This window comes from Cronobacter dublinensis subsp. dublinensis LMG 23823 (assembly GCF_001277235.1).
GTDB lineage: Bacteria > Pseudomonadota > Gammaproteobacteria > Enterobacterales > Enterobacteriaceae > Cronobacter > Cronobacter dublinensis.
In genome coordinates, this window is the sequence record NZ_CP012266.1 from 1671229 (window position 1) to 1697115 (window position 25887).

Sequence of the window (25887 nt, forward strand, 5' to 3'; positions counted from 1 at the left end):
GCCTGGCGGGTTTTTTCTTGCTCATCAATCCGCTAGCTTGCCAGACGCCGCGATTTACGCTGTTATCTTCGCATTCACCCATAACAACAAAGGTACAGGATGATGGCGATTGGCAAGGTAGTGATTTCGGTCGTGCTGGCAGCTGCGCTCGCGGGCTGCGCGCCGCACGCGGCTGAACAGACGCAAACCCCGACGTGCGCGGCGCAAAACCGCATGACGCAGACCACGCTCTATTTCGGGCTTAACCGTCCGGCCGGGGCGACCATCACGGAACAGGAGTGGCAGCGTTTTGTGGATAACGACGTGACGCCGCGTTTTCGCGACGGGCTGACGGTGTTTGACGCGCGCGGTCAGTGGCTCGGCAACGACGGGAAAGTGGCGCGTGAGCCGAGCAAGGCGCTGATGCTTATCCACGCCAGCGACAGCGCGAGCGAGAAGGGGATTGAAGCTCTGCGCGGGATTTACAAATCACGCTTCGCGCAGGAGTCGGTGATGCGGGTTGATGAAACCGTGTGCGTACAGTTCTGAAAAAGGCGGGGAAGTCCCCGCCTTGTTGTTTACAGCACCAGACCGGCGAAGGCTGCCGACAGTAAACTCACCAGCGTCGCGCTGTAGACCAGGCGCAAACCAAAGCGTGACACCACGTTGCCCTGCGGCTCGTTCAGGCCCTTAATCGCGCCCGCGACGATGCCGATAGAGGCGAAGTTCGCAAACGACACCAGAAACACCGACAGGATCCCAAGACCGCGCGGGGAGAGCGTCGCCGCGAGTTTTTGCAGTTCTATCATCGCGACAAACTCATTGGCCACCAGTTTGGTCGCCATAATGCCGCCTGCGGTGAGGGCGTCCGCCGCCGGAATGCCGATAAGCCAGGCGAGCGGATAGAAGACATAGCCCAGCAACTGCTGGAAGCTCATGCCGAACAGCGTCAGAAACAGCGCGTTCACGGCGCTGATAAGGGCGATAAAGCCAATCAGCATCGCGAGAATAATCATCGCTACCTTGAAGCCCGCGAGAATGTACTCGCCGAGCATCTCAAAAAAGCTCTGGGACTCGTGCAGCTTTTCAAGCTTCACGTCCGGCTCGTCCTGCGGGCGCGCCGGGTTGATGACCGAGAGAACAATGAACGTGCTGAAAAGGTTAAGTACCAGGGCTGCCACCACATATTTCGCCTCGATCATCGACATATACGCGCCGACGATAGAGAGCGACACCGTGGACATCGCCGTCGCGGCCATCGTAAAGAGGCGGCGCGAGGAGAGATCGCCAAGCACGCCTTTATAGGCGATAAAGTTTTCCGACTGGCCGAGGATCAGTGAACTCACCGCGTTAAAGGATTCCAGCTTGCCCATGCCGTTGACTTTCGACAGCAGCGTGCCGATAACGCGAATAAAAATCGGCAGAATACGCCAGTGTTGCAGGATGCCGATAAGCGCCGAGATGAACACGATAGGGCAGAGAACGCCGAGAAACACAAAGGCGAGGCCTTTCTGGCTCATGCCGCCGAAGACGAAATCGGTGCCCTGGGCGGCGTAATGCAGCAGCGAAGTGAACGCGCCGGCAATTGACTGGATAATCGTGAGCCCCGCCTGCGCGTGCAGAAAGAACCACGCGAGCGCCGCTTCGATAACAATCAGCTGGAGTATATAACGCAGGCGAATGCTTTTACGATCAACGCTGGCAAGCCAGGCGAGCAGGAGTATCGCCAGCACGGCGAAAATAAAATGCAATAGGGTTGTCATAGTTACGCAGGTGTCTGAAAGAATAATAGTTAGCCACATTAAAACAGGGCGGTGAACAGCGCGCTAAGCATAATTTCCCGCATCGTTATCTGGCAAATGGAATAAGAAAAAGCGATGACAGAATATTTTTGTTATGAATATTTCTGACAGCGCAGAAGGGGGCGCGGCGCAGACGCCCGCAGATTTCGCTTATGGTTTACTCGGGTGACTACTCAACTTCGCAACTTTTACACTTCGTCATACTTATCCCCACATTTCGCTTGTGTTTCTTTTGGCGGTAATGATAATCACTTTCACTCCCGTTTACGTTTCTTTGCATCAGTTGACCTGATTTCACACTGACAGGTGCCCGAATGTTTGTTCCTTTTCTGATTATGCTGCGTGAAGGCCTTGAAGCAGCGCTCATCGTCAGCCTTATCGCCAGCTACCTCAAGCGCACCCAGCGCGGCAACTGGCTCGGCGTGATGTGGGTCGGCGTGTTTCTCGCCGCCGCGCTCTGCCTGGGCCTCGGTATTTTTATCAACGAAACCACCGGCGAGTTCCCGCAAAAAGAGCAGGAGCTGTTCGAGGGCATCGTGGCGGCCATCGCCGTTGTGATCCTCACCTGGATGGTGTTCTGGATGCGTAAAGTCTCCCGCAATGTGAAAGGCGAGCTGGAGCAGGCGGTGGATCGCGCGCTCAAACGCCCCGGCGGGCACGGCTGGGCGCTGGTGATGATGGTCTTTTTCGCCGTGGCGCGAGAAGGGCTGGAGTCGGTCTTTTTCCTGCTGGCCGCGTTTGGCCAGGATGTCGGGATCTGGCCGCCGCTCGGCGCGATGCTGGGCCTCGGAACCGCCGTGGTGCTCGGATTCCTGCTTTACTGGGGCGGCATACGGCTTAATCTTGGCGCGTTTTTCCGCTGGACCAGCCTGTTTATTCTGCTGGTGGCCGCGGGCCTGGCGGCGGGCGCCGTTCGCGCGTTCCATGAGGCTGGCCTGTGGAATCACTTTCAGGCGGTGGCGTTTGATTTCAGCGGTGTGCTTTCCACGCACTCGCTCACCGGCACGCTGCTCGAAGGCATTTTCGGCTACCAGGAAGCGCCGACCGTCAGCGAAGTGGCGGCATGGTTTATCTATCTGATCCCGGCGCTGGCGCTCTACGCGCTGCCGGCTCGCGCCGACGCGCGGGTCTCCGGGAACGCCTGATTTTTTTGCCGCGCCCGTGCGCGGCTTAGTTACAACATACTTTAGAGGGATGGGTCATGACGAAACAACTTCGCCGCAGCGCGCTTTCCGTGACGCTGCTGGCGCTTATCAGCGCCGCTTTTACCGCACAGGCGGCCGATATTCCGCAGGTGAAAGTGACCGTAAACGATAAACAGTGCGAGCCGATGATGCTCACGGTGAACGCCGGGAAAACGCAGTTCGTTATTCTGAACCACAGCCAGAAGGCGCTGGAGTGGGAAATTCTTAAAGGCGTGATGGTGGTGGAAGAGCGTGAAAACATCGCGCCGGGCTTCAGCCAGAAAATGACCGCCAACCTTGAGCCAGGCGAATATGACATGACCTGCGGCCTGCTGAGCAACCCGAAAGGCAAGCTTATCGTCAAAGCCGCGGGCAGCGAGAAAGCGGCGGCGAAAAGCGAGCTGATGTCGCTGGAAGGCGCGGTGACTGACTATAAAGCCTGGGTCACGACGGAAACCGCCGCGCTGGTCTCCGGCACCAAAGCTTTCACCGACGCGGTGAAAGCGGGCGATATCGAAAAAGCCAAATCCCTGTACGCTCCGACCCGCCAGCACTACGAGCGTATCGAGCCTATCGCTGAACTCTTCTCGGATCTCGACGGCAGCATTGACGCCCGCGAAGACGATTACGAGCAGAAAGCGGCCGACCCGAAATTCACCGGCTTCCACCGTCTGGAAAAAGCGCTCTTTGGCGATAACAGCGTCAAAGGCATGGAGCAGTACGCCGATAAACTCAACAGCGACGTGCTGGAGCTGCAAAAACGCATCAGCGAACTGGCGTTCCCGCCGGGTAAAGTGGTGGGCGGCGCAGCGGGCCTGATTGAAGAAGTGGCGGCCAGCAAAATCAGCGGCGAAGAAGATCGCTACAGCCACACCGACCTGTGGGATTTCCAGGCCAACATCGACGGCGCGCAGAAAATCGTCAACCTGCTGCGTCCGCAGCTGCAAAAAGAGAACGCGCCGCTGCTTGCGAAAGTGGATGCGAACTTCAAAAAAGTGGACGCTATTCTCGCGAAATACCGTACCAAAGACGGCTTTGAGACCTACGACAAGCTGACCGACGCTGATCGTAATGCGCTGAAAGGACCCATTACGGCGCTTGCGGAAGATCTCTCCTTACTGCGCGGCGTGCTCGGGCTGGATTAAGCATTATGCAAGAACATGATAATCACGGCGTGCCGCAACCGGCGCGCCGCCGTCTGCTGAAGGGCCTCGGCGCGCTGACCGGCGCGCTCGCGGTTACCGGCGGTTGTCCGGTCGCGCATGGCGCGCAGACCAAAAGCGCGCCGGGCACGCTCTCCCCGGATGCGCGCGCCCAGACGCAGCCGTTTTACGGCGCGCATCAGGCCGGCATTCTGACGCCGCAGCAGGCGTCAATGATGCTGGTGGCGTTCGATGTGCTGGCGGCGGACAAGGCCGACCTCGAACGGCTGTTCCGCCTGCTGACCGACCGTATCGCGTTTTTAACCACGGGCGGACCGGCGCCGCAAACGCCGAACCCGCGCCTGCCGCCGATGGATTCCGGTATTCTCGGGCCGGTTATCGCCCCGGATAACCTGACCATCACGGTGTCGCTGGGCCGGTCGCTGTTCGACGCGCGCTACGGGCTTGCGGCAAAGATGCCGAAAAAGCTGCAAAAGATGGAGCGTTTCCCGAACGACTCGCTGGACGCGGCGCTGTGCCATGGCGATCTTCTGCTGCAAATCTGCGCCAATACGCAGGACACGGTTATCCATGCGCTGCGCGACATCATTAAGCACACGCCCGACCTGCTGAGCGTGCGCTGGAAACGTGAAGGGTTTATCTCCGATCACGCGGCGCGCAGCCTTGGTAAAGAGACGCCGGTTAACCTGCTCGGCTTTAAAGACGGCACCGCAAACCCCGATACGCGCAACGCGCCGCTAATGGATAACGTGGTGTGGGTGACAGCGGACCAGGGCGAGCCCGCATGGGCGGTAGGCGGCAGCTATCAGGCCGTGCGCATTATTCAGTTCCACGTCGAATTCTGGGACCGCACGCCGCTTAAAGAGCAGCAGACTATCTTCGGGCGCGACAAGCAGAGCGGCGCGCCGCTCGGCATGCAACATGAGCACGACGTGCCGGATTACAGCAAGGATCCGGACGGCAACGTGATTGCGCTCGACAGCCATATCCGACTCGCGAACCCGCGCACGCCAGAAACGCAGTCCAGCCTGATGGTGCGCCGCGGTTACAGCTACTCGCTGGGCGTCACCAATTCTGGTCAGCTTGATATGGGCCTGCTGTTCGTCTGTTATCAGCACGACCTGGAAAAAGGGTTTTTAACGGTGCAAAAACGCCTGAACGGCGAAGCGCTGGAGGAGTACGTGAAGCCCATCGGCGGCGGCTATTTCTTCGCGCTGCCCGGAGTAGCGGATAAATCCCGCTTCCTGGCCGACGGCCTGCTGAAAGCCTGACAGAAACCCCGCCCCTTGAGGCGGGGTTTTTTATGTTTCATTTGCTAACAATTTTCGCGCGCCTGTGGCAGCGCATTTTCGTGGCAGCTATTCTGTTGATACATTTCTGTAATATTTTTCTGTCATAAAAGAATCATGGTCAGGAGGGGCTCAAAAGTTATCTTTTAGTAAATTTTATGTTGCAAAATTGATAATTTTTGTTGTACTTAAAGCGTTAGCGGTAGTTCCCCGACAGTGTCAGCAGTAGCACGATGGAGATCGCGAATGGTAGCGTCCAGAAGTGGACTTAAAAGGAATACAACCCGCACCCCCCGGCGCGGAGGAGCCTCCTCCGGCAGCGTTATCTCCACCCTCTCAAACCCGTTTCAACCTTCTTCCACTGTTCCAGACGATGCGGTAAGCGGTGCGCGTAGCCGTACTACCGCGTCTTTTCGACCGGCAATTCATGGCTTAAAAGGAAGCCAAACCTCAGACGTTCGTGCGCATAATCGCGTCCATCATCAGGATGCGGCTCATGTAAACCAACTTATCAAGGTGCCATCCATGGGAAGACAGAAAGCAGTGATCAAAGCTCGTCGTGAAGCCAGACGCGTTCTCAGACGAGATTCACGCAGCCACCGGCAGCGTGAAGAGGAATCGGTCACCACGCTTGTGCAAATGAGTGGCGTAGAGGCCATCGGCATGGCGCGGGACAGCCGCGATCTGGCGCCGATTGTCGCTCGTACCGACGCTCAGGCGCATTATCTTGAGGCTATTGAGAGCAAACAGCTGATATTCGCCACCGGCGAAGCCGGATGCGGCAAAACGTTTATCAGCGCCGCGAAAGCGGCTGAGGCCCTGATTCATAAGGATGTCGACAGGATAATTGTCACCCGTCCGGTGCTGCAGGCCGATGAAGATCTCGGCTTCCTGCCCGGCGATATTTCTGAGAAGTTCGCCCCCTATTTTCGCCCGGTCTATGACGTGCTGGTGCGCCGTCTCGGCGCTTCCTTCATGCAATATTGCCTGCGCCCGGAGATAGGCAAAGTTGAGATTGCGCCGTTCGCCTATATGCGCGGACGTACTTTTGAAAACGCCGTCGTGATTCTGGACGAGGCCCAGAACGTGACCGCCGCGCAAATGAAAATGTTTTTGACCCGCCTCGGGGAGAACGTGACCGTGATCGTCAATGGCGATATCACCCAGTGCGATTTGCCGGCGGGCGTGAAGTCTGGCCTGAGCGACGCGCTGGCGCGTTTTGAGGAAGATGAGATGATTGGCATTGTGCGGTTCGGCAAAGCCGACTGCGTGCGCTCCGCGCTCTGCCAGCGGACGCTTAACGCCTACGATTAAACCCCTTTTGCCTGTCAGAAAAGCCCAACCTGTGTTGGGCTTTTTTTGTTTTTATCTTTGTGGTTTCTTTGCGGCCAGAAGGGGGGTGCGCTGGCGCTTACCCATCCTACGAAATCCGTTGCGTTTAATGCAGGTAGGGCAGGTAAGCGAAGCGCAGCTGCCGTCCCGGTCGCGGCAGCGGCATATAAACGCAAAAAAGCCTGAGTGTTAGCTCAGGCTCTTTCTTTAAATATGGCGGTGAGGGGGGATGGATTCGGCCCGTTGGGCCTCACCCTTCGGACGGCATGCCCGCAAGCGGACCTGCCGTCCAGGCGGTAAACCGCCTGTCGAACCCTGGTCGAGGGTTCTCATCCCTCCCTGGGTTGACGCGATATAAACGCAAAAAAGCCTGAGTGTTAGCTCAGGCTCTTTTTTTGAATATGGCGGTGAGGGAGGGATTCGAACCCTCGATACGTTGCCGTATACACACTTTCCAGGCGTGCTCCTTCAGCCACTCGGACACCTCACCATATTGTCTTGCTGCCACGCTTAGCGGGGCAACGGGGCGCTACTATAGGGATCTGCATGAAAACGGTCAAGCAGATTTTCTCCTTTCTTTTTCGTTCGGTTAAGGGTTAAACGAAATGACGTTTTCGCCTGCCGCATCCACGCGGGCGGGCCGCCGCGCGCCCGGATAACACGGTGTCTGCTTCGCTTATCCCATTTTCTGTACCAGGCTTAATACACAACCATAAGACAGAGAATGTGGAGCACTATGAAAGAGCGAAATCGTACTATCGGCATCGCGCCCTATGGCGGTTCGGCGGGCGGCTGGGGCGCATTGAAGGCCGTGGCCGACGCTATCCGCGGCCAGATGTCGGTGAAGCAGGACGTGATTGCCCTGTTCAAAGTCAATCAGCCGCAGGGGTTTGACTGCCCCGGCTGCGCCTGGCCCGACCCGCAGCACGCGTCATCGTTCGAATTTTGTGAAAATGGCGCGAAGGCGGTTTCCTGGGAGGCGACCAGCAAGCGCACCACGCCGGAATTTTTCGCAGCGCACCCCGTTAGCGAACTTTGGGAGCGCAGCGCCTTTGAGCTGGAGGGCGAGGGGCGTCTCACGCACCCGATGAAATACGATCCCAAAAGCGACACCTACCAGCCCATCGAATGGGACACCGCGTTCCGGGAGATTGGCGAGCGCCTGCGCAGTTATGACGACCCGGACAGCGTCGAGTTTTATACCTCGGGCCGCGCCTCTAACGAAGCCGCGTTCCTGTGGCAGCTTTTCGCGCGTGAGTATGGCACCAACAACTTTCCTGACTGCTCCAACATGTGCCATGAGCCCACAAGCGTCGGCCTGCCGGAATCGATAGGCGTCGGTAAAGGCACGGTCGAGCTTGAGGATTTCGACCACTGCGATCTGGTACTGTGCATCGGCCATAACCCTGGAACCAACCATCCGCGTATGCTCGGCACACTGCGCGAAGTTTCAAAGCGCGGCGCGACCATCGTCGCGATTAACCCGTTGCGCGAGCGCGGTCTTGAGCGATTTACATCGCCGCAGAGCCCCATCGAGATGCTGTCGTTAAGCTCCACCGAACTTGCTTCGACCTACTATAAAGTGCGGGTCGGCGGCGACGCGGCGATGCTGAAAGGCGTCATGAAAATTCTGCTCTCGATGCATGAAGAGGCGCTGTCCAACGGCGAGGCGGGCGTGCTCGACGAGGCGTTTATCCGGGAGCATACCGAAGGGTTTGACGCGCTGAAGGCCGATCTTGATGCCACCGACTGGGATCACATCCTGAAAGTTTCCGGGATGGAGCGTAAGGAGATCCAGAATATCGCGCGCCTGTACGCGAATGCCGAACGCACCATTATCTGTTACGGCATGGGCATTACGCAGCATCAGTACGGCACCCAGAACGTCCAGCAGATAGCCAACCTGCTGTTGCTGCGCGGCAACATCGGTAAAAAAGGCGCCGGCATTTGCCCGCTGCGCGGTCACTCGAACGTGCAGGGCGATCGCACGGTCGGCATTACCGAGATCCCGCCGCAATCGCTGCTCGACAGCATTGAGCGGGTGTTTGGTTTTACACCGCCGCAAAAGCACGGGCATGGCGCGGTGGCGGCTATCCAGGCGATGCGTGATGGCAAAGCCAAGGCGCTGCTGTGCCTGGGGGGCAACCTGGCGGAGGCGATTTCCGACCCGCAGGTGACGTTCCCCGCGATGCGAAATCTCGATTTAGTGGTGCATATGGCGACGAAACTCAACCGCTCGCATCTGCTGCTCGGCAAGCATAACTATATTCTGCCTGTGATTGGCCGCACCGAGACGGATGTGCAGGCATCGGGCGAACAGAGCATTACCGTGGAAGATTCGATGTCGATGGTGCATGCCTCGCGCGGCATGCTGAAACCGGCGTCGCCGCATCTGCGCTCGGAACCGGCGATCGTGGCTGGCCTTGCGAAAGCGACATTGCCCGATACCGTGGTCGACTGGGATAAAATGATCGGCGACTACAGTTTTATCCGCGACGCCATTGAGGCGGTGTTCCCGGCCTTTGCGAATTTCAACGAGCGGGTGAAAAAGCCGGGCGGCTTCCGGCTGCGTAATGCGGCATCGGAGCGGGTCTGGAATACGCCTTCTGGCAAAGCGCAGTTTAAGGTGATGCAGGGGATTAATGAGGATCCGCGGTCGCTGAAGTGCCACGACCTGGTGCTGACGACGCTTCGCAGCCACGACCAGTACAATACGACGCTGTACGGTCTGAACGACCGCTACCGGGGCGTGACGGGGCGGCGCGACGTGCTGTTTATTAACCCGGATGAAGCGGAGAAGCGCGAGCTGCGCGTCGGCGACCAGGTGAACATCACCGCGCTCGACCCGGACGGCAATCCGACCTCGCGGCGGATGCACAACCTGACCGTAGTGGTTATCGATATGGCGCCCGGCTCGGTCGGTGCCTATTACCCGGAGGCCAATGTGCTGGTGCCGCTGGACAGCCACGATACCCAGAGCGGCATTCCGGCATATAAAAGCATCCCGATTGCGATGGAGCGCGTCGCGGAGCCGGTGGCAACACCAGGCGCACGGCGATAAGGCGCGGATGTATGGTGGGTTGACACGGTAAACGGTGGATGCGCTGATGCTTACCCACCCTACAAAACCGTTGCGCTTGATGTGCGTGGCAGGTAAGCGGAGCGCACCTGCCGTCCGGTTTGCGGCATATAAACGCAAAAAAGCCTGAGTGTTAGCTCAGGCTCTTTCTTTGAATATGGCGGTGAGGGGGGATGGATTCGGCCCGTTGGGCCTCACCCTTCGGACGGCATGCCCGCAAGCGGACCTGCCGTCCAGGCGGTAAACCGCCTGTCGAACCCTGGTCGAGGGTTCTCATCCCTCCCTGGGGTGACGCGATATAAACGCAAAAAAGCCCGCACTTGCGTACAGGCTCTTTCTTTAAATATGGCGGTGAGGGAGGGATGGATTCGGCCCGTTGGGCCTCACCCTTCGGGCGGCATGCCCGCAAGCGGACCTGCCGTCCAGGCGGTAAACCGCCTGTCGAACCCTGGTCGAGGGTTCTCATCCCTCCCTGGGCTGACGCGATATAAACGCAAAAAAGCCTGTACTTGCGTACAGGCTCTCTCTTAAATATGGCGGTGAGGGAGGGATTCGAACCCTCGATACGTTGCCGTATACACACTTTCCAGGCGTGCTCCTTCAGCCACTCGGACACCTCACCATATTGTCTTCCCGACGCTGTCGGGACGGGCGCTAATGTAGGGGAAAGGCCCATAGCCGTCAATGCAAATTTAGTGCTTTCTGGAGCGTTTAAACAAACTTCATACAAAATGTGCTTAAAATAACCATTTAGTGCTGATAAGCGAGATCCGTAGCCGGAGAAAAAAAAAGCCATTTATTGAATCTGCGACATTTGCGAGCGTTGCATTATGTGCTGCGTAATAGATAACCATGAATGACTTATCCGCCTGATAATGGCAGGGCCGAAAATTAAATTCCAGAATAACAAAAGGATAGTCATTAACACCTATAAGGATATATATGTATTTGCATTATACGCGTTCATACTTGAGATAATATTGAGCCAATATATATATTTCCTGAATGATTTGATGTAACGCTGACCGCCAATAATGTGCTAGTTATTTGGTAAGTTTAAATAAAAATCCACACTGGTAATTGTCAGCTTATTTAACTGGGGATAAGATGCGGTGGCGTTAATCTGCAACGATATTTATTCGTTAAATATATAGTTTGGGATAATTAATCATGGAGAAGATATGAGAAAAAAACTCTGTTTGATGATGCTTGCCGGAGCGCTGGCAATGAATGCCGCTTCAGCGTTAGCAGCAGATGGAACGATTAAATTTACAGGGAAAATTACCGACCAGGCCTGTGAAATCGATGATGATGATAAAGTGCTTGATGTCGATATGGGTGTATATTCGGTAAAACAATTTAACGCGACCACAGGCGTAAAAACGCCGCCGATCCCGGTGAAAATTAAGCTGAAAAATTGCCCGGTCGTGGAAGAGGGTGAAAACCCGCATTTTAGTATTTATCTAACAGGCGATGCCGATCCGGTGAATAAAGACTATCTGAAAGTGGCTGACGGCGGGGCGACTGGCGTGGCCATCGTCATTACCGACGATGAAGGTACGCTTATTCCGATGAACCAGTTCTCAGCGCGTAAATTCGAAATTACCGATGCCACTATGGATCTGAACCTTATCGCATATTATGAATCCACCAGCACCACCATCGGTGCCGGTGCGGCCAACGGTACGACAGATATCACTTTTGATTATCGTTAATCATTGACCAGTTTAACGTGCCATTAAGCCGCCAGCACGGGCTGACGGCTTATTATTCCTTTTCGACGTGAGTTGATTATGCGTACGATGAGAAAACTTATTCTCAGGGTGACTCTTTTTTTCATTCTGCTGATGAATGTGAATAGTGGGTTTGCAGGCGGCATCGTGGTCGGCGGCACCCGCATAATTTATGAAGGCAGTAAAAAAGAGGCGGCTCTTGGCGTCAAAAATAACAGCGCCACCAGTCCCTTTTTATTACAGTCCTGGGTTGATACCGGTGATGGTAAAACACGCGGTCCGTTTATGGTGACGCCGCCGTTGTTCCGTATTGAGCCCAATGAAGACCATGAATTACGTATCGCGAAAACCGGCAACTTGCCAGAAGATCGCGAGTCTCTTTTTTATGTGAATATTCGCGCCATTCCACCGTCATCACCGGAGGCCGTTAATACCCTCAAGCTGGTGATCAAAACTCGCATTAAGCTTTTTTACCGACCGCAAGCGCTTACCACTGATGCGCCCACAGCCTATAAGCAGCTCGCATGTCATCTCGCCGCTGGCCAGCTGGTTGTTGAGAACCCCACTCCCTTTTATGTGGTGCTCGATAACCTGACGCTTGGGACGACAAGAATAAAGAGTGCGGACATGTTGGCCCCGTTTGCCAGCCAGCGTTTTGCGTTGCCCGCAACGGAGGCCGGGCGAGTAGTGAGCTGGCGCGTCATTAACGATTATGGCGGCGTGACGAAGCCTGAGACCCGCAATCTGTGAGCCGTACAGCAAGGAATGCGCCTGTGAAGAGAACTGCTTGCCCTTTTGACCCCCGCCTGCCGGACACGGTTCGGCCGGTTGCGCTTATGGTAGCCGCCGCGCTGGTGTTCACCGCGGGCACTCAGCCTGACGCCTGCGCACAAGAAAAAGTGTGGTTTGATCCGATGTTAATGGAGCAGGGCGATCCGGGGCAGCGGGGCGTTGACCTGTCGATCTTTAGCACCAAAGATCAGCTGCCAGCGGGGAATTATCCGCTACGCATCCGCCTCAACGGCGATGAGCGGTTTACCCGCACGATCCCTTTGACGGTAGACACGCATGGCGAGACGCATCCGGTGATTACGCCCGCGCTCCTGGAAGAACTCAATGTGAAAACCGAGGCGTATCCGGCGCTGACGGCGCTCTCGCCGCTCGCGCCCATTGAGGATCTCGGCGCGTTGATCCCGGCGGCCTCGGTGAGGCTGAACACCCACAACATGGCGCTGGAGGTCAGCATTCCACAGGCGGCGCTGCGCCGCACGGTCCGTGGCTTTGTCGATCCACAATACTGGGATGACGGCATTCCCGCGCTCTTTAGCAACTACACCTTTAACGGCACGGACACGCAAAGTGACGTCGACGCAGGCGATTCCTCACAGTATCTCAACATGCAGAACGGGCTGAATATCGGCCCGTGGCGCGTGCGTAACTATTCCACGTGGAGCAAAAGCGACGACGAGGCGAGCTGGGATACGGTCTATACCTTTTTGCAGCGGGATATCAAACCCTGGCGCTCGCAGCTGACGCTGGGAGAGAGCTACTCCCCGTCGATGATTTTTGACAGCGTGAAATTTAAAGGGGCGCAGCTTGCATCCGACGACAATATGCTGCCGGACAGCCTGCGCGGCTTTGCGCCGGTGATCCGCGGGATAGCCAGTTCAAACGCGGAAGTTACGGTGCGCCAGAACGGCTATATCATTTTTCAGGATACCGTCGCCCCTGGCGCGTTTGAAATCAGCGATCTCTACCCTACCTCGCACAGCGGCGACCTGGAGGTAACGATTAAAGAAGCTGACGGCAAAGAGCGGCGCTTTATCCAGCCGTTTTCCGCCGTACCGATCATGCAGCGCCCCGGACAGCTTAAATACAGCCTGACGGCGGGGGAGTACGATCCGAGCGGGCCGGACGATGCGACGCCCACCTTTGCGCAGGGCACGCTGATTTACGGCCTGAATAATCGGTTCACGCTTTACGGCGGCGCGATGGGCGCCGATACGTATCAGGCGGCAGCCCTCGGCGTCGGCGTCGGGCTTGACGAGTGGGGCTCGGTCTCGGTTGACGTCACGCAGGCGCGCAGCCAGCTGCAAAACAACACGACCTCTACCGGCCAGTCGTATCGCTTCCAGTATTCCAAGAATATCGAATACACGGATACCGCCATTACGCTTGCGGGTTATCGCTATTCCACCAGCGGCTATTACGACTTTGAAGAGGCGAATCATGAGGCCTCCTGGTATGACGACCGCTACAGCGGGTACTACCAGCAGCGTAGCCAGCTGCAAATCAGTATTAACCAGGCGCTGAGCGGCATCGGCTCGTTTTATCTTAACGGCTACCAGCGCGACTTCTGGAACCGGACGGATAAAGAGCAGAATCTCTCGGCGGGCTTTGCTTTTAGCGTATCAGGGATGACCTGGACGCTCTCCTCGGCATGGAATAAAACAGACGATCAGACCGACCGGCAAATCGCGCTGGGCGTGAGTATTCCGCTTAGCCGCTGGCTGAATAACAGCTGGGCGACCTTTAACGTAAGCCAGAATCAGGATGGCGGCACGCGCTACCAGAGCGGACTCAGCGGCACGCTGATGGATGACGGCAGGCTGAGCTATTCGCTGCAGCAGAGCTACAACCAGGCGGGACACAACGGGGATAACGGTGCGGACAGCAGCGCCGATCTCAATTACAAATCACGTTTCGCCAACCTGAGTCTCGGCTACTACCGCTCCGATGAGACCCGCCAGTGGAACTACGGCGCGTCAGGCGCACTGGTGGTGCATCCGCACGGGGTTACGCTCGCCCAGCCGCTCGGCGATGCCTTCGCGCTGGTAGACGCTAACGGCGCGAGCGACATTCGCTTCAGAAATCAGTCCGGCGTCGCCACCGACTGGCTGGGGTATGCGGTTATCCCCTGGCTCTCACCTTATGAAAGAAACGAGCTCACGCTTGATACCACGGTCATGCCTGCGGGCGTGGACGCCGAAAACACCCACCTGACGCTGATACCGAATAAAGGCGCGCTGGTCTACGCGCATATCGATGCGCGCGAAGGGCATCGCCTGCTGTTAACGCTGCGCCGGACAAACGGCGAGCCGGTCCCGTTTGGCGCGCTGGTAACGCTCGACGGCGTCGACGGATACGAAAGCATCGTTGACGAAGGCGGCGTGGCTTATCTGACAGGCGTCAAAGAAAACGGCGTCGTGCAGGTCAAGTGGGGGAACCGTGCGGATCAGCACTGCCAGGCCTCCGTAGCATTACCCAATGCGCCGTCAGTCCAGGGTGACCTGCTGACTCTGGCAGCTACGTGTCGATAAAAAGAGAAGACGATTATGTTCAGAATCACACTCACAGGGTTGCTGTTTTGCTGCGTTGCTGGCGTCCAGAACTCTCATGCGGCGACGGGCTTTTGCAATACCACGGGCGGCCCGAAGATTTTTCATGTCGACGCCACTTCGACTGTCACGAATCCTGACGATAACCAGCCGGGAAAAACGTTCACCGAACGGTTCGGTTCATCCGAAAATTACAGCGCGCACTGCGACTGCGATAGCAGCGATACGAATAAAGATCCCCATCCGGGGGTCTATTACCGAAGTGAATATCTGGCTCCGGCTACGCAATATGGCAGCGCATCGTTCATTCGCGTGAATGACAATATCGATCTCGCAGCGGCGATTAACATTGCCAACGTGGGCGATGTGACGGTGCCGTTTACTGATATCTGGAACAAAAAAAATAACGGCTGCTCGCTGAACAGCTTTACCACCGGGCAGAGCGGTTCGCTGACATTTCGTATTAATCAACCTTTCCTGGGGCAGATGACTATCCCGCAAATGGCGGTTGCCGCGATTTACGGCACCGTCAGACCGGGGCAATACTCCGGCGAGCCGATGTCCAAGGTCTATGTCCAGGGCACGATTACTGTACCGCAAAGCTGTGAAATCAATTCGGGCGAACTCATCACCGTCAATTTCGGCACGCTGCTCGCCAGCAACTTCACCACCCGCGGGCACAAGCCAGAAGGCTTTGTCGATAAAAAAACGGCGATTGCCTACATCTGCAAAAACATCAGCGACAGTGTGACCTTAACCATGACGTTTTCCGGTGCGGCGGCAGACGGCATGCCGGAGGCGCTCGCCACCAGCAACCCCGATGTCGGCGTGCTGATGAAAAACGACAGCGAACAGGTCATCCCCATCAATACCGGCGAACTGCCCATGCCGCTTAGCGCCGCCACCGATATCTCGCGCCGTACCGGCGCGGTAAATATTCTCACGGCGCCGGTCAATCTCAGCGGCAAAACGCCGCAAAATGGCGAATTTTCGGGCTCGGCCTCTATCACCGTGAACATACGCTGACGCCGCCAGCGTTTCCCGCAGCCGCCACAAAGGCGGCTGATTTTGTTATGGTAATTAAAATTACCCTGCCCGGAGAGACGCCTGTGGAGATCCTTTTCTATCATCCCACCTTTGATGTGACCCAGTGGACCCCTTTGCTGCAACGCCACCTGCCGCACGCGCGTCTGCGTGCCTGGCAAACCGGCGATAACGCGCCCGCTGATTACGCCCTGGTCTGGCACCCGCCGCATGAGATGCTGCGCGGGCGCACGCACCTGAAGGCGATTTTCGTCCTCGGCGCGGGGGTGGATTCGCTCTTAAGCCGCCTGAATGAACACCCGGATCTGCTGCCGCCCGGCGTGCCGCTCTATCGCATGGAGGATACCGGCATGGCCGCGCAGATGCAGGAATATGCGGTAAGCCAGGTACTGCACTGGTTTCGCCGCTTCGATGATTACGCGGCGCTACAGCGCGAGGCGCGCTGGGAGCCGCTTGAAGAGTACCGCCATGCCGATTTCACGGTCGGCGTGCTCGGCGCGGGCGTGCTCGGCGGGCAGGTGGCGCAACGCCTGCGCGGCTGGGGGTTCCCTGTGCGTTGCTGGAGCCGCAGCCGGAAAACATACTCCGACATCGAAAGCTTCGTGGGCGCGGATGAACTGAGTGCGTTTTTACGCGGCACGCGCGTGCTGATTAATCTCCTGCCCAACACGCCGGAAACGGCGGGCATCATTAACGCCGGGCTGCTCGCGGCGCTTGACGATAACGCCTATGTCCTGAATCTGGCGCGCGGCGCGCACCTGGTGGAAGACGATTTGTTGTCAGCGCTGGATAGCGGGAAAGTGAAAGGTGCGATGCTGGATGTTTTTCATCAGGAGCCGCTGCCCGCGCAAAGCCTGCTGTGGCGTCACCCGCATGTGCGCATCACTCCGCATGTGGCGGCGGTCACGCGTCCTGATGAGGCGGCCGCGTTTATCGCGCAGAGCATCTCGCGCATTGAGCGCGGCGATGCGCCGCAAAATCAGGTGGACGTGACGCGCGGCTACTAGCGGCTGGCCCCGGTGATTCGGCTAAAAATCGCCGGGGATACCTGTTATCCTTGCATGACATCACAAAGGAGAGCGCCATGTATCCCGTTGACCTGCATATGCACACCGTCGCCAGCACCCATGCTTACAGCAACCTGCATGATTACATCGCCGCGGCACAGCAAAAAGGCGTCCGGCTTCTGGCCATCACCGATCACGGCCCGGATATGGCGGATGCGCCGCATCACTGGCACTTTATCAATATGCGCATCTGGCCGCGCGTCGTCGATGGCGTCGGCATTTTGCGCGGCATCGAAGCGAATATTAAAAACCGCAACGGGGAGATAGACTGTACCGGCCCGATGCTGGACTCGCTCGATCTTATCGTCGCCGGTTTTCATGAGCCGGTTTTCGCGCCGCAGGATAAAGACGCCAACACCGAAGCGATGATCGCCGCGATGGCGAGCGGCACAGTCCATATCATCAGCCACCCCGGCAACCCGAAATATCCGGTCGATATCCCGGCGATTGCCGCGGCAGCCGCGAAATATCAGGTGGCGCTTGAGATAAACAACTCTTCGTTTACCCACTCCCGCAAGGGCAGCGGGCCAAACTGTAAAGCGATTGCCGCCGCTGTACGCGACGCGGGCGGCTGGGTGGCGCTGGGCTCGGACTCCCACACCGCCTTTACGCTCGGCGATTTCCACGAGTGCCGTAAGGTGCTGGATGAGGTGGATTTCCCCGAAGACCGCATTCTTAACGTGACGCCGCGCCGCATGCTCGATTTTCTTGAAACCCGCGGTATGACGCCGATTGCTGAATTTGCCGCCCTCTAATATCGCCTGAAATGGAATCTGTTCATGAATGAGTTTTCAATAATTTGCCGCCTGCTGGGCTCGCTCTGGTACCGTGCGCCACAGGACCCGGTAATGGCGCCGATCTACGGCCTTATCCGCGACGGTAAACTCGCGCAAAACTGGCCGCTGGATCAGGACGAGCTGCTGGCGCGTCTGCAAAAAAGCGCGCAGCCCGAAGACGTGCAGGCGGATTACCAGGCGCTATTCGGTGCCGATGACGCCCGCGTGGCGCCAACTCGCTCCGCCTGGGTTGAGCAGGGGAGTGAGCAGGAGGTGCGCGCCTTTTTAACCGCGCGCGGTATGCCGCTTGGCGAGGCGCCGGCAGATCATTTCGGCCTGCTGCTGCTGGCCGCGTCGTGGCTGGAAGACCAGTCAGCGGAAGATGAAATCGAAGCGCAGGAAACCTTGTTCGGCGAGTTCCTGATCCCGTGGTATGAAACGTTCCTCGGTAAAGTAGAGGCGCATGCCGCGACGCTGTTCTGGCGCACGCTCGCGCAAATTACCCGCGAGGCCATTCAGGCGATGTGGGAAGAGTTGCAGGAAGACGAGGACGAAGGGCAAGAAGCGGATGACGCAGAGGGCGGTGCGGCGTAATCTGAATATGTGATTTAAATCACAAATAAAATGTAACTCACAGTGCGTTATTTCATATGACGTGCGCCAGATCGCATTTCATGGGCGGCGTTTTGCTAAGATACGCCGCCATGAACAGACACTTTTCTCTCGCATTAACCACTGGCCTGCTCTCCGCCCTCTGGGCGTGGAGCGCCGTTGCGCTCGGCCTGCCGTCCTGGGCGGGCTTTCTCGGCTGTACCGCTTGGTTCGCCAGCCCAAAAGGCGGTATCAGCGGGTTTCTGACGATCCTTTTCACGCTGTGTAGCGGCGTTCTGTGGGCGCAGGTGATCATCGCCGGTAGCGCTGTCGCGCCGGGCCTGACGTGGCTGAGCTACGCCATGACCGGCGTGGTGGCGTTTCTGATGTGTATTCAGTCGCGCCAGACGCTGCTCGGCTTCGTACCCGGCACGTTTATCGGCGCCTGCGCGACGTTTGCAGGCCAGGGCGACTGGAAAAGCGTGCTGCCCGCGCTGCTGCTGGGGCTGCTTTTCGGCGTAGCGATGAAGGGCAGCGGGCTGTGGCTTGCGCAGCGCAGTGAGCCAAAGAAAACCGCGACCGCTGAGAAATAAAAAAACCCGCGTCAGCGGGTTTTTTATTAGCCAGTCAGGCCGCGGGAGTGGTGAGATCGCGATATTTCTTCAGTACCGGATCGTTCACCGCGCCAGGATTGTTAAGCTCCCAGAGTCCGCGCGTAATACCATCATTAATTAAATAGATAACGCCCGTTTCGATTGCCGACATCAGACACTGCATCACGGGTTCGTTGGCAGTATACCCGACCTCACCTTCCAGCAGCCGCTGATATTCAATAAAGCGAAAGACGCCTGCCTGCACCTCATAAGACAGAATTGTTTTACTGGTATTAACGGAAGAGAGAACCTCGCCGGTACTGACATTCACGACGCGTAAATTCACGGCGACCTGATCGAGCTGGTATTGTGTATCTGCTCCAATGCCGAAATATTTCGCTCCAGCGCCGCCCGATTTAATATTACTTTCGTAGCCAATAATCGAGCCTTCAATCATGACGTTGGCGGACATTAACGACTGCAGCGGCATACGGTTATTATCGCCGACCGTGCCATTTTCCTGCGAGGCGCGAATAATTTTTCGCTCGTTGAGTAGATTCTGAAGCCCCTGGCGTTCCAGAGGAATAAACCAGCGCGAATCTTTTAATGCTGTGACCAGCATGGCGGTGGCGCTCTGCGGTACGGCGGTTGAGAAGTTGCTGGCCGGGTAAGGTTTGAATTGCCCGGTTTCATCCTGAATATTGTATACCGAGACGTAAAGTTTCCCTTTCGGCTCCGGCAGATGCGTCAAATCCTGATAGCTTTGCCCGCGCGGCATCAGGGTTGGGCTTGCGGCCTCCTTTGGAGGCGCGGTCAGGCATCCGCTTAACATTATGGTGGCGATAAGAACGATCAGGCGCTGCATTGTCGTAATCCTTCTGTTATCACAGCATTTAAAAATTGGTCGATCCTGACTGTAAGCCGGAAACCTGGATCGTGGAGGTTTTACCGGTTTTTCGGTCGGTCACGTTGAGATACAGCTGACCGTCACGATTGGCGATATCGACGATAAAATCGTTGGTGACCATACGACCCGGCTTTCCTTTATTAATGTTGGTTAACAGACCACCCAGCAACTGTGACTGAAGCGCCTGCGTGAAATTATCCAGCGCCGATGGCGTATCAATTTTGTAATCGTCGTAAGACGGGTCTTTATAAGAGTTTTGCGCCTGCGCGTTGTTCAGCAAAAAAGGGCCGTTATTAGGGTTTCCGCCGAAACTGGGATTACGAAACTGAAAGGTCATATTTCCGGCCAGACCCGAGTGTGATAGCAACAATAACGTCATGACAGCAAGTGTCCGCCGCATAGCAGCCTCCGTCGTTCAGTGAATTAAAATTCATCGCCGGTTAAATCACCGGTACTGAGTAACGCTTTATCTATCTGACGCTGTTTCAGCGCCTCGCTGGCCTGCGCGATTGCAAGCTCAACCGCTTTATCCGCCCCTCTGCGGGAAGGAAATAAAAAAGTCTGGTAAATCACATCCTGATCGAGCGTAAGGGTTATCCAGCTACCCCAGCGCGCACTCGGCTTTTCACTGACTGAGAGAGTGCCGTCAAAAGGCGTATCCCATTTCTCAGCAAAATCGCGATAAAAATCATGGCCGACCGAGGAGACCGTATGGTCGGTAACCAGACCGGGGATCTCGGGTTCAACGGCATGCCCGCACACCGCCGCGCCCCAGAGTGTCGTAATGAGGCCACACAAGAGCCAGCGCTTCATCAATTAGCCCCTCATGTGATGGTTTGCCCAGGTGACGGCCTGTGTACGGTTTTTGACCGCCAGCTTTTTAAACAGGTTATAAAGATGGGTTTTGACGGTGTTTTCACTGATAAAGAGTGAGCGGGCGATTTCCAGGTTAGAGGCACCGAAGCGCAGTTTATTGAGGATCTCTTTTTCGCGATGCGTCAGCAGGACGGCATCGCAGGTCATGAAGTGGTAAAAACCGGAGCGGGTGATCAGGTAACTTGCCAGGCGCTGATTGAAAAAACACTCGCCCCGCAGGATGCAGCGCATCCCATCAATTACGCGCTTTTCATCATCAGTCGCGTAAAACACGCCGCTAATGTGCGGCCATTTTTCTATTTCCTGAAAGGGGTATTCATCCTGCACATTTAACAGAATGAGTTTTGCAGTCTGTTGACGCCGTCCGAGATTATCTTTCCAGTAAGAAATGCTTTTTTTATCGGCTTCAGCCATATCTAATAGAATAAGCGATCCTGCTGGTATCTCTTCCAGAGAGCGCTGAATGTTATGAATTTTGCCCTCCAGGTTAAGAGCGATTTTAAAATTATGCAATAACGCGCTGGCTTGCAGGGACGGTTTGGTGATCAACAATAATGACTGACCATGTAACGCATGGAATTCATTAATCATGATGAAACCCCGTTTTATTTACACACGGCTGATGAAGAAAATCCATCAGCCTTCCGTATCGGTGAGCATTGTTATGTGTTAGCCAAAAATAAAAGACACCTGTCGCCAGTGGCTGGCGATAAAAATAAAAACAAGAAAATTCTTATTGGTCCAATCTAACTATTGCGCGGTTTAAAGCAAGTGTTAAAAAAGTAACTAAATGTAACTAAAAATTGTTAAATATTTCTTATGGTTTAGGGGTGGTTAAGCTTCGTTGTAGCATGGCGAAGGGTTTTAGGCAGGTTAATCTCAGTGGAAAATGCGTTTAACTCTTTTATTTTAAAGTGCTTTTAGTTTTTTTCAGGCTCTCTGGGACAAACGTTACTATGACGACAGGCAGCGAGTGCTACAGCGGCCGCCTCAATAAAAAACCGGAGATAACTCTCAGTAATAACAAAGCTGTGAGCTTGTAGTAATAATTAAAAAATAAAATAAGTATGACGGGTTTATTAATGAGGCGGCGATTTCTAATCCTTTTTCACATGAATGAATCATACCTCAATTGCAGAGATGGGTTATAAAATACGAAAAACAGGTGAGGTTTTTTATAAATATCGCAAGACATACTGCTTGTCGTGGCGTGACGATCTACCGATTTCAGGTGCTCATCTTCGCCTGTGGCGTGAGGTTTAAAATGTTAAGCCTTGAGGGCCAGGTGTAATATGAAGAAATTATTGCTGAGCTGTTGTTTTGTTTCTCTGTTAGCGTCACCGCCGGTGTTTGCGGTTGAAACGGATATGGCTGGCGCTGAATATAACTTTGCCGTAAATGAATTAAGCCGCTCTTCACTGAATCAGGCAGCCGTTATTGGCCAGGAAGGCTCACGAAACAACGCGCGGATAGGCCAGGAAGGAACCAAATTACAGGCCACGATTGTGCAAAATGGTATCGCTAACCAGGCCGCTATCGATCAGCGTGGGGATGCCAATGTGGCTTCTGTTACGCAAACAGGCGCCGCTAATCAGGCAACGATTAGCCAGGAGGGCTATGGGAATCTCGCTTCGGTAACTCAACAGGGTGTGGGTAACCGTGCAAGCATTATCCAGGCAGGGACGCAAAAAGCTGCAGTTGTTGTACAAAGGCAGTCAATGATGGCCGTTCGCATCATTCAGCGTTAACGCCATTTCGTGTTTTTATCATCTTTCCAATGGGGGTTGTCTCATGAAATTGATTAAAATCGCTGTTATCGCCGCGCTGGTTGTTTCCGGTAGCGCTATGGCATTTCCTTTCCATCAGTCCGCTGAAAACTCCACGCTGAAAATTTACCAGCAAGGCGTTAACAACAATACGACCGCACTGCAGTCGGATGCTAAAAACTCAACGACCGAAATCAATCAGCTCGGCACGGCGAACGGCGCAGATGTCGGGCAGGGGGCTAATGACAGCAAAATCCTGCTTAATCAGAACGGTTTCGCCAACAACTCGACCATCGATCAATGGAATGGTCACGACTCCGGCGTGACGGTAAACCAGAACGGCGTCCAAAACGGCGCGCTGGTCAACCAGACCGCGTCCGGTTCACAGGTGTATGTAACCCAGACCGGTTACAGCAACCACGCCAGCGCCTCTCAGTATTGATTATCAACGGGCAGGGCTACGGCCCTGCTTCATCAGGAGCGCACCATGCTGGATTTACTGATGATCGCGGCCCTGAGCGGCGAGGTAGCATTCAACACGCAGCCCCAGGGAACCGGCTGGCAAGTGACGCCCGTCGTGACCGTGGCACACCCTTGTCTGTGCCGTATTGAGATGGAGCTTCACCGGCAAGGCAGGGCGGGCAGCGTGGTCACGCAGCAGAGAAAAGTGTTGACCCTGTCACCGAACACTCCTCTCGCATTATCCACCTTCTTCTTAAACCTCGCGGCTGACGATATCATCACGCTGCGGGTCATCGTCAGCGACAGCGGCGCGACGAGTTTTTACGGGCAGTGGTCACCGCCAGGGCGCCTGTAACGCCAGTGGGCTGATTTAACATCTGTTTATAATTTTTACCGGACGATGAAATTCTTCTGCATCGGCTTTAATTATGTCAATTTGTAATTTATATGTTAATTGCAAGTTAAAATAATAACGCCTCTGCAGGAGACCTCGATATGCACAAGTCGCTTTCCCTTACGCTAATCGCTACCGCACTCGTCGGATTCTCCGCGTTAGCCCAGGCCCGGACAGGCGGAACCATTGCCTTTCATGGCGCTATTGTTGAAGAGGTCTGTTCGGTGGCGCATAACGCCGCGCGCATTGAGCTCTCCTGCCCACGCGGCCATCAGGTGCATCGCCAGACGCTCTCATTGCTCTCCTCTGGCGTGCGCGAGCTCCACTCGCCGTGGGTGCACAGCCGCCTCGATTACCTTAATCCTGAACATACCCTCGGCATCCTGACCCTGACCTACCGTTAAGCGTTGACGGCGACCGGGCGCGCTGTTCTACACTTGAATGAACAGCGTTTATCAGGAGAGAAGTATGTCAGGGCGCATTGAAGTGGTGCAGGGCGATATCACCCGCATCGATACCGACGTTATCGTCAACGCCGCCAACCCTTCGCTGATGGGCGGCGGCGGTGTGGATGGCGCTATCCACCGGGCTGCCGGGCCTGCGTTGCTGGCCGCGTGTAAGGTTGTGCGCCAGCAGCAGGGCGAATGCCAGCCGGGGCATGCGGTCATTACCGAGGCGGGCAACCTGGCGGCGAAAGCCGTGGTGCATACCGTAGGCCCAGTCTGGCGCGGCGGGCACGATAACGAACCGCAACTTCTGGCGGACGCCTATCGCAACAGCCTTGAACTGGTTATCGCGAACGGCTATCGCAGCGTGGCGTTCCCGGCAATCAGCACCGGCATTTACGGCTATCCGAAAGCGGCGGCGGCGCAAATCGCCTTTGATACCGTTTCGGATTATCTCACCAGGCGCCCTCAGCTTCAGCAGGTATACTTTGTCTGCTATGACGAAGAAAACTTCCTGCTTTACCAGCGGTTACTGGGACAATACGACGCACAGCCGGGCGCATAATACCCGGCTCGGTCGCGCTATTGCGCCGACCACGGCCCAGCACCCCAACGACAGCGGTTTACATCCGCTCGATGACAGCCTCGATGCCTTCGCCGCCCGCTATCTGCTGGCGGAGATGGCCGAGGAGACGATCGACGTTCAGTACTATATCTGGGAAGACGATATGTCCGGGCGGCTGCTGTTCGGCGCGCTGCTGGCGGCGGCGCGGCACGGCGTGCGGGTGCGTATTCTGCTTGATGACAACAATACCGTGGGCATGGATGACACGCTGCGTCTGCTCAACGCGCACCCGAATATCGAAATTCGCCTCTTTAATCCGTTCTCGTTTCGCACGCTGCGCGCACTGGGCTATCTCACCGATTTCGCCAGGCTTAATCGCCGGATGCACAATAAAAGCTTCACGGTGGATGGCGAGGTGACGATCATCGGCGGGCGCAACGTGGGCGATGCCTATTTCGGCGCAGGCGAGCAGCCGCTGTTTTCCGACCTTGATGTGCTGGCAATTGGCCCTGTCGTGGCGGACGTTACCCGGGATTTCGAGCGCTACTGGAAGAGCCGCTCGGTGTCAACGCTTGATAGCGTACTGGAGGTTGACGCCGAGGAGATTGACGCCCGCGTTCAGCTGCCGCCGCACTGGAAGGACGACCCGGTGGCGCAGCGTTATCTGGAGCGGCTTGAAAGCACACGCTTTGCGAGCTATATCGAAACCCGCACGCTCCCGCTGGTGTGGGCTAAAACCCGCCTTCTGAGCGACGACCCGCGCAAAGGGCAGGGGAGAGCGCGCACCCATACGCTGCTGCCACAGCGCATGATGACGCTTATCGGCGAGCCCAAAACCCAGTTTGATATTATCTCGTCCTATTTCGTGCCGACCCGCGGCGGTGTGGCATTGCTGCTGGCGCTACGCCGCAAGGGGGTGAAAATCGCGATTCTGACCAATTCGCTGGCCGCGAATGATGTCGCGGTCGTGCATGCCGGTTACGCGCGCTGGCGCAAAAAACTGCTGCGCCACGGTGTTGAGTTGTATGAGCTGAAACCGACCCGCGATCCAGGCCGTGTGCCGCACGATCGTGGGCTTACCGGGAACTCCGGCTCCAGCCTGCATGCCAAGACGTTCAGCGTTGACGGGAATCAGGTGTTTATCGGCTCGTTTAACTTCGATCCGCGCTCGGCGATGCTCAACACCGAAATGGGGTTTGTGATTGAAAGCGAAACGCTCGCGGGCGCGATACATAAGCGTTTTACGCGCACGCGGCGCGAGGCGGCATGGGCGCTACGGCTCGACCGCTGGGGACGCATCAACTGGATAGAAGAGAAAGACGGCAAAGAGATTGTCTGGAAAAAGGAGCCGAAAACGCGCTTCTGGCAGCGCCTGCTGGTGCGCCTGGTGTACCGGCTGCCGGTTGAGTGGATGCTCTGACATCCAACCCCAAAACCAACCCCAAAACCAACCCCAAAACAAACCCCAAAAACACATCCGCTGCGCATTAACGACGCGCCA

26 protein-coding genes, 2 tRNA genes and 3 other RNA genes are annotated in these 25887 nt (G+C 56.2%); 21 read left to right on the top strand and 10 right to left on the bottom strand.

What is annotated here, in order from left to right; genetic code table 11:
* The first annotated feature begins 99 nt into the window (after positions 1-99).
* Positions 100-528 carry a DUF3574 domain-containing protein gene (locus AFK67_RS07605; protein ID WP_007726515.1) on the top strand — a complete coding sequence of 143 codons (429 nt, stop codon included), beginning with the start codon at positions 100-102 and terminating at the stop codon, positions 526-528.
* A 29-nt stretch (positions 529-557) separates the two neighbouring features.
* Here AFK67_RS07605 and AFK67_RS07610 read toward each other — a convergent pair whose 3' ends face one another.
* A complete protein-coding gene (locus AFK67_RS07610; protein WP_007726517.1) occupies positions 558-1742 on the bottom strand; it encodes a NupC/NupG family nucleoside CNT transporter in 1185 nt (394 codons plus the stop codon).
* Positions 1743-2095: 353 nt separating this feature from the next.
* Here AFK67_RS07610 and efeU point away from each other — a divergent pair, with 353 nt between their 5' ends.
* From efeU to phoH, 4 genes are all read left to right on the top strand, one after another.
* A complete protein-coding gene (gene efeU / locus AFK67_RS07615; protein WP_007726519.1) occupies positions 2096-2926 on the top strand; it encodes an iron uptake transporter permease EfeU in 831 nt (276 codons plus the stop codon).
* 56 nt (positions 2927-2982) lie between these two features.
* Positions 2983-4110 (top strand): iron uptake system protein EfeO, encoded by a 1128-nt coding sequence (gene efeO, locus AFK67_RS07620; RefSeq protein WP_007726521.1) that lies wholly within the window; start codon positions 2983-2985, stop codon positions 4108-4110.
* A 5-nt stretch (positions 4111-4115) separates the two neighbouring features.
* Complete coding sequence (gene efeB, locus AFK67_RS07625; RefSeq protein WP_007726522.1) at positions 4116-5399, top strand: iron uptake transporter deferrochelatase/peroxidase subunit; 1284 nt, start codon at positions 4116-4118, stop codon at positions 5397-5399.
* Positions 5400-5942: 543 nt separating this feature from the next.
* A complete protein-coding gene (phoH, locus tag AFK67_RS07630) occupies positions 5943-6731 on the top strand; it encodes a phosphate starvation-inducible protein PhoH (protein WP_007747389.1) in 789 nt (262 codons plus the stop codon).
* Between the two features lie 232 nt (positions 6732-6963).
* On the opposite strand, the gene AFK67_RS21660 is transcribed toward phoH, so the two are convergent.
* Both AFK67_RS21660 and AFK67_RS07635 read right to left on the bottom strand, forming a co-directional pair.
* A non-coding RNA gene (locus AFK67_RS21660) (RtT sRNA) lies at positions 6964-7103 on the bottom strand.
* Between the two features lie 48 nt (positions 7104-7151).
* A tRNA-Ser gene (locus AFK67_RS07635) sits at positions 7152-7239 on the bottom strand.
* Between the two features lie 246 nt (positions 7240-7485).
* Between AFK67_RS07635 and AFK67_RS07640 the strand changes: the two genes are divergently transcribed.
* Positions 7486-9810, top strand: coding sequence for an FdhF/YdeP family oxidoreductase (locus AFK67_RS07640; RefSeq protein ID WP_007726526.1), 2325 nt, complete (start codon positions 7486-7488; stop codon positions 9808-9810).
* A 176-nt stretch (positions 9811-9986) separates the two neighbouring features.
* Here the strand turns inward: AFK67_RS07640 and AFK67_RS21665 are convergent.
* The 3 genes from AFK67_RS21665 to AFK67_RS07645 all read right to left on the bottom strand — a co-directional run bounded on the left by AFK67_RS21665 (position 9987) and on the right by AFK67_RS07645 (position 10450).
* A non-coding RNA gene (locus AFK67_RS21665) (RtT sRNA) lies at positions 9987-10126 on the bottom strand.
* A gap of 48 nt (positions 10127-10174) precedes the next feature.
* A non-coding RNA gene (locus tag AFK67_RS21670) (RtT sRNA) lies at positions 10175-10315 on the bottom strand.
* Positions 10316-10362: 47 nt separating this feature from the next.
* A tRNA-Ser gene (locus AFK67_RS07645) sits at positions 10363-10450 on the bottom strand.
* Between the two features lie 559 nt (positions 10451-11009).
* On the opposite strand from AFK67_RS07645, the gene AFK67_RS07650 reads away from it, so the two are divergent.
* The 8 genes from AFK67_RS07650 to AFK67_RS07685 all read left to right on the top strand — a co-directional run bounded on the left by AFK67_RS07650 (position 11010) and on the right by AFK67_RS07685 (position 18970).
* Complete coding sequence (locus tag AFK67_RS07650) at positions 11010-11543, top strand: fimbrial protein (protein ID WP_038883885.1); 534 nt, start codon at positions 11010-11012, stop codon at positions 11541-11543.
* Positions 11544-11621: 78 nt separating this feature from the next.
* Positions 11622-12311, top strand: coding sequence for a fimbrial biogenesis chaperone (locus AFK67_RS07655; protein ID WP_007711561.1), 690 nt, complete (start codon positions 11622-11624; stop codon positions 12309-12311).
* A 23-nt stretch (positions 12312-12334) separates the two neighbouring features.
* On the top strand, positions 12335-14881 hold the full coding sequence (locus AFK67_RS07660) for a fimbria/pilus outer membrane usher protein (protein WP_032966363.1): 2547 nt from the start codon (positions 12335-12337) through the stop codon (positions 14879-14881).
* A gap of 15 nt (positions 14882-14896) precedes the next feature.
* A complete protein-coding gene (locus tag AFK67_RS07665) occupies positions 14897-15925 on the top strand; it encodes a fimbrial protein (protein ID WP_038883883.1) in 1029 nt (342 codons plus the stop codon).
* Positions 15926-16008: 83 nt separating this feature from the next.
* On the top strand, positions 16009-16950 hold the full coding sequence (gene ghrA, locus AFK67_RS07670) for a glyoxylate/hydroxypyruvate reductase GhrA (RefSeq protein ID WP_032966369.1): 942 nt from the start codon (positions 16009-16011) through the stop codon (positions 16948-16950).
* Between the two features lie 77 nt (positions 16951-17027).
* Complete coding sequence (locus AFK67_RS07675) at positions 17028-17765, top strand: phosphatase (protein WP_007711553.1); 738 nt, start codon at positions 17028-17030, stop codon at positions 17763-17765.
* Between the two features lie 24 nt (positions 17766-17789).
* Complete coding sequence (locus AFK67_RS07680) at positions 17790-18380, top strand: TorD/DmsD family molecular chaperone (RefSeq protein ID WP_007711551.1); 591 nt, start codon at positions 17790-17792, stop codon at positions 18378-18380.
* 110 nt (positions 18381-18490) lie between these two features.
* The gene (locus tag AFK67_RS07685) at positions 18491-18970 is read left to right on the top strand and encodes a DUF1097 domain-containing protein (protein WP_032966361.1); all 480 of its coding nucleotides are present in this window, start codon (positions 18491-18493) and stop codon (positions 18968-18970) included.
* 34 nt (positions 18971-19004) lie between these two features.
* Here AFK67_RS07685 and csgG read toward each other — a convergent pair whose 3' ends face one another.
* From csgG to csgD, 4 genes are read right to left on the bottom strand one after another with little or no spacing between them, the layout of a single operon-like run.
* Entirely contained in the window at positions 19005-19835 is an 831-nt protein-coding gene (gene csgG, locus AFK67_RS07690; protein ID WP_007711548.1) for a curli production assembly/transport protein CsgG, read from the bottom strand.
* Between the two features lie 28 nt (positions 19836-19863).
* Positions 19864-20277 (bottom strand): curli production assembly/transport protein CsgF, encoded by a 414-nt coding sequence (csgF, locus tag AFK67_RS07695; RefSeq protein WP_032966358.1) that lies wholly within the window; start codon positions 20275-20277, stop codon positions 19864-19866.
* A 23-nt stretch (positions 20278-20300) separates the two neighbouring features.
* Entirely contained in the window at positions 20301-20690 is a 390-nt protein-coding gene (gene csgE / locus AFK67_RS07700) for a curli production assembly/transport protein CsgE (RefSeq protein WP_007711544.1), read from the bottom strand.
* Positions 20691-20693: 3 nt separating this feature from the next.
* On the bottom strand, positions 20694-21344 hold the full coding sequence (csgD, locus tag AFK67_RS07705) for a biofilm master transcriptional regulator CsgD (RefSeq protein ID WP_007711534.1): 651 nt from the start codon (positions 21342-21344) through the stop codon (positions 20694-20696).
* On the opposite strand from csgD, the gene AFK67_RS23055 reads away from it, so the two are divergent.
* From AFK67_RS23055 to AFK67_RS07735, 7 genes are all read left to right on the top strand, one after another.
* The gene (locus AFK67_RS23055; protein WP_155885894.1) at positions 21327-21503 is read left to right on the top strand and encodes a hypothetical protein; all 177 of its coding nucleotides are present in this window, start codon (positions 21327-21329) and stop codon (positions 21501-21503) included. The genes csgD and AFK67_RS23055 overlap by 18 nt on opposite strands.
* Positions 21504-22045: 542 nt before the next feature.
* Positions 22046-22501, top strand: coding sequence for a curli minor subunit CsgB (csgB, locus tag AFK67_RS07710; protein ID WP_007711532.1), 456 nt, complete (start codon positions 22046-22048; stop codon positions 22499-22501).
* A gap of 43 nt (positions 22502-22544) precedes the next feature.
* On the top strand, positions 22545-22961 hold the full coding sequence (csgA, locus tag AFK67_RS07715; RefSeq protein WP_007711529.1) for a curli major subunit CsgA: 417 nt from the start codon (positions 22545-22547) through the stop codon (positions 22959-22961).
* Between the two features lie 45 nt (positions 22962-23006).
* The gene (gene csgC / locus AFK67_RS07720; RefSeq protein ID WP_007711526.1) at positions 23007-23336 is read left to right on the top strand and encodes a curli assembly chaperone CsgC; all 330 of its coding nucleotides are present in this window, start codon (positions 23007-23009) and stop codon (positions 23334-23336) included.
* Between the two features lie 140 nt (positions 23337-23476).
* A complete protein-coding gene (locus AFK67_RS07725; RefSeq protein ID WP_032966357.1) occupies positions 23477-23779 on the top strand; it encodes a YmdA family protein in 303 nt (100 codons plus the stop codon).
* A gap of 64 nt (positions 23780-23843) precedes the next feature.
* The gene (gene ymdB / locus AFK67_RS07730) at positions 23844-24386 is read left to right on the top strand and encodes an O-acetyl-ADP-ribose deacetylase (RefSeq protein WP_007711522.1); all 543 of its coding nucleotides are present in this window, start codon (positions 23844-23846) and stop codon (positions 24384-24386) included.
* Positions 24319-25806: a phospholipase D family protein gene (locus AFK67_RS07735; RefSeq protein ID WP_032966354.1), complete on the top strand. Its 1488-nt coding sequence runs from the start codon at positions 24319-24321 to the stop codon at positions 25804-25806. Before ymdB ends, AFK67_RS07735 begins: the two co-directional genes overlap by 68 nt.
* Positions 25807-25887 lie beyond the last annotated feature (81 nt).

Bases quoted from the DNA above. Each gene is read 5' to 3' on its own strand.
- AFK67_RS07610 (WP_007726517.1), bottom strand. From the start codon at position 1,742: ATGACAACCCTATTGCATTTTATTTTCGCCGTGCTGGCGATACTCCTG.
- phoH (WP_007747389.1), top strand. From the start codon at position 5,943: ATGGGAAGACAGAAAGCAGTGATCAAAGCTCGTCGTGAAGCCAGACGC.
- AFK67_RS07665 (WP_038883883.1), top strand. From the start codon at position 14,897: ATGTTCAGAATCACACTCACAGGGTTGCTGTTTTGCTGCGTTGCTGGC.
- efeO (WP_007726521.1), top strand. From the start codon at position 2,983: ATGACGAAACAACTTCGCCGCAGCGCGCTTTCCGTGACGCTGCTGGCG.
- efeU (WP_007726519.1), top strand. From the start codon at position 2,096: ATGTTTGTTCCTTTTCTGATTATGCTGCGTGAAGGCCTTGAAGCAGCG.
- AFK67_RS07675 (WP_007711553.1), top strand. From the start codon at position 17,028: ATGTATCCCGTTGACCTGCATATGCACACCGTCGCCAGCACCCATGCT.
- AFK67_RS07685 (WP_032966361.1), top strand. From the start codon at position 18,491: ATGAACAGACACTTTTCTCTCGCATTAACCACTGGCCTGCTCTCCGCC.
- efeB (WP_007726522.1), top strand. From the start codon at position 4,116: ATGCAAGAACATGATAATCACGGCGTGCCGCAACCGGCGCGCCGCCGT.
- AFK67_RS07650 (WP_038883885.1), top strand. From the start codon at position 11,010: ATGAGAAAAAAACTCTGTTTGATGATGCTTGCCGGAGCGCTGGCAATG.
- csgF (WP_032966358.1), bottom strand. From the start codon at position 20,277: ATGCGGCGGACACTTGCTGTCATGACGTTATTGTTGCTATCACACTCG.
- AFK67_RS07725 (WP_032966357.1), top strand. From the start codon at position 23,477: ATGCACAAGTCGCTTTCCCTTACGCTAATCGCTACCGCACTCGTCGGA.
- AFK67_RS07640 (WP_007726526.1), top strand. From the start codon at position 7,486: ATGAAAGAGCGAAATCGTACTATCGGCATCGCGCCCTATGGCGGTTCG.
- AFK67_RS07655 (WP_007711561.1), top strand. From the start codon at position 11,622: ATGCGTACGATGAGAAAACTTATTCTCAGGGTGACTCTTTTTTTCATT.
- csgG (WP_007711548.1), bottom strand. From the start codon at position 19,835: ATGCAGCGCCTGATCGTTCTTATCGCCACCATAATGTTAAGCGGATGC.
- csgA (WP_007711529.1), top strand. From the start codon at position 22,545: ATGAAATTGATTAAAATCGCTGTTATCGCCGCGCTGGTTGTTTCCGGT.
- AFK67_RS23055 (WP_155885894.1), top strand. From the start codon at position 21,327: ATGGAATTCATTAATCATGATGAAACCCCGTTTTATTTACACACGGCT.
- csgC (WP_007711526.1), top strand. From the start codon at position 23,007: ATGCTGGATTTACTGATGATCGCGGCCCTGAGCGGCGAGGTAGCATTC.
- csgB (WP_007711532.1), top strand. From the start codon at position 22,046: ATGAAGAAATTATTGCTGAGCTGTTGTTTTGTTTCTCTGTTAGCGTCA.
- ymdB (WP_007711522.1), top strand. From the start codon at position 23,844: ATGTCAGGGCGCATTGAAGTGGTGCAGGGCGATATCACCCGCATCGAT.
- AFK67_RS07680 (WP_007711551.1), top strand. From the start codon at position 17,790: ATGAATGAGTTTTCAATAATTTGCCGCCTGCTGGGCTCGCTCTGGTAC.
- AFK67_RS07735 (WP_032966354.1), top strand. From the start codon at position 24,319: ATGACGAAGAAAACTTCCTGCTTTACCAGCGGTTACTGGGACAATACG.
- AFK67_RS07605 (WP_007726515.1), top strand. From the start codon at position 100: ATGATGGCGATTGGCAAGGTAGTGATTTCGGTCGTGCTGGCAGCTGCG.
- csgE (WP_007711544.1), bottom strand. From the start codon at position 20,690: ATGAAGCGCTGGCTCTTGTGTGGCCTCATTACGACACTCTGGGGCGCG.
- csgD (WP_007711534.1), bottom strand. From the start codon at position 21,344: ATGATTAATGAATTCCATGCGTTACATGGTCAGTCATTATTGTTGATC.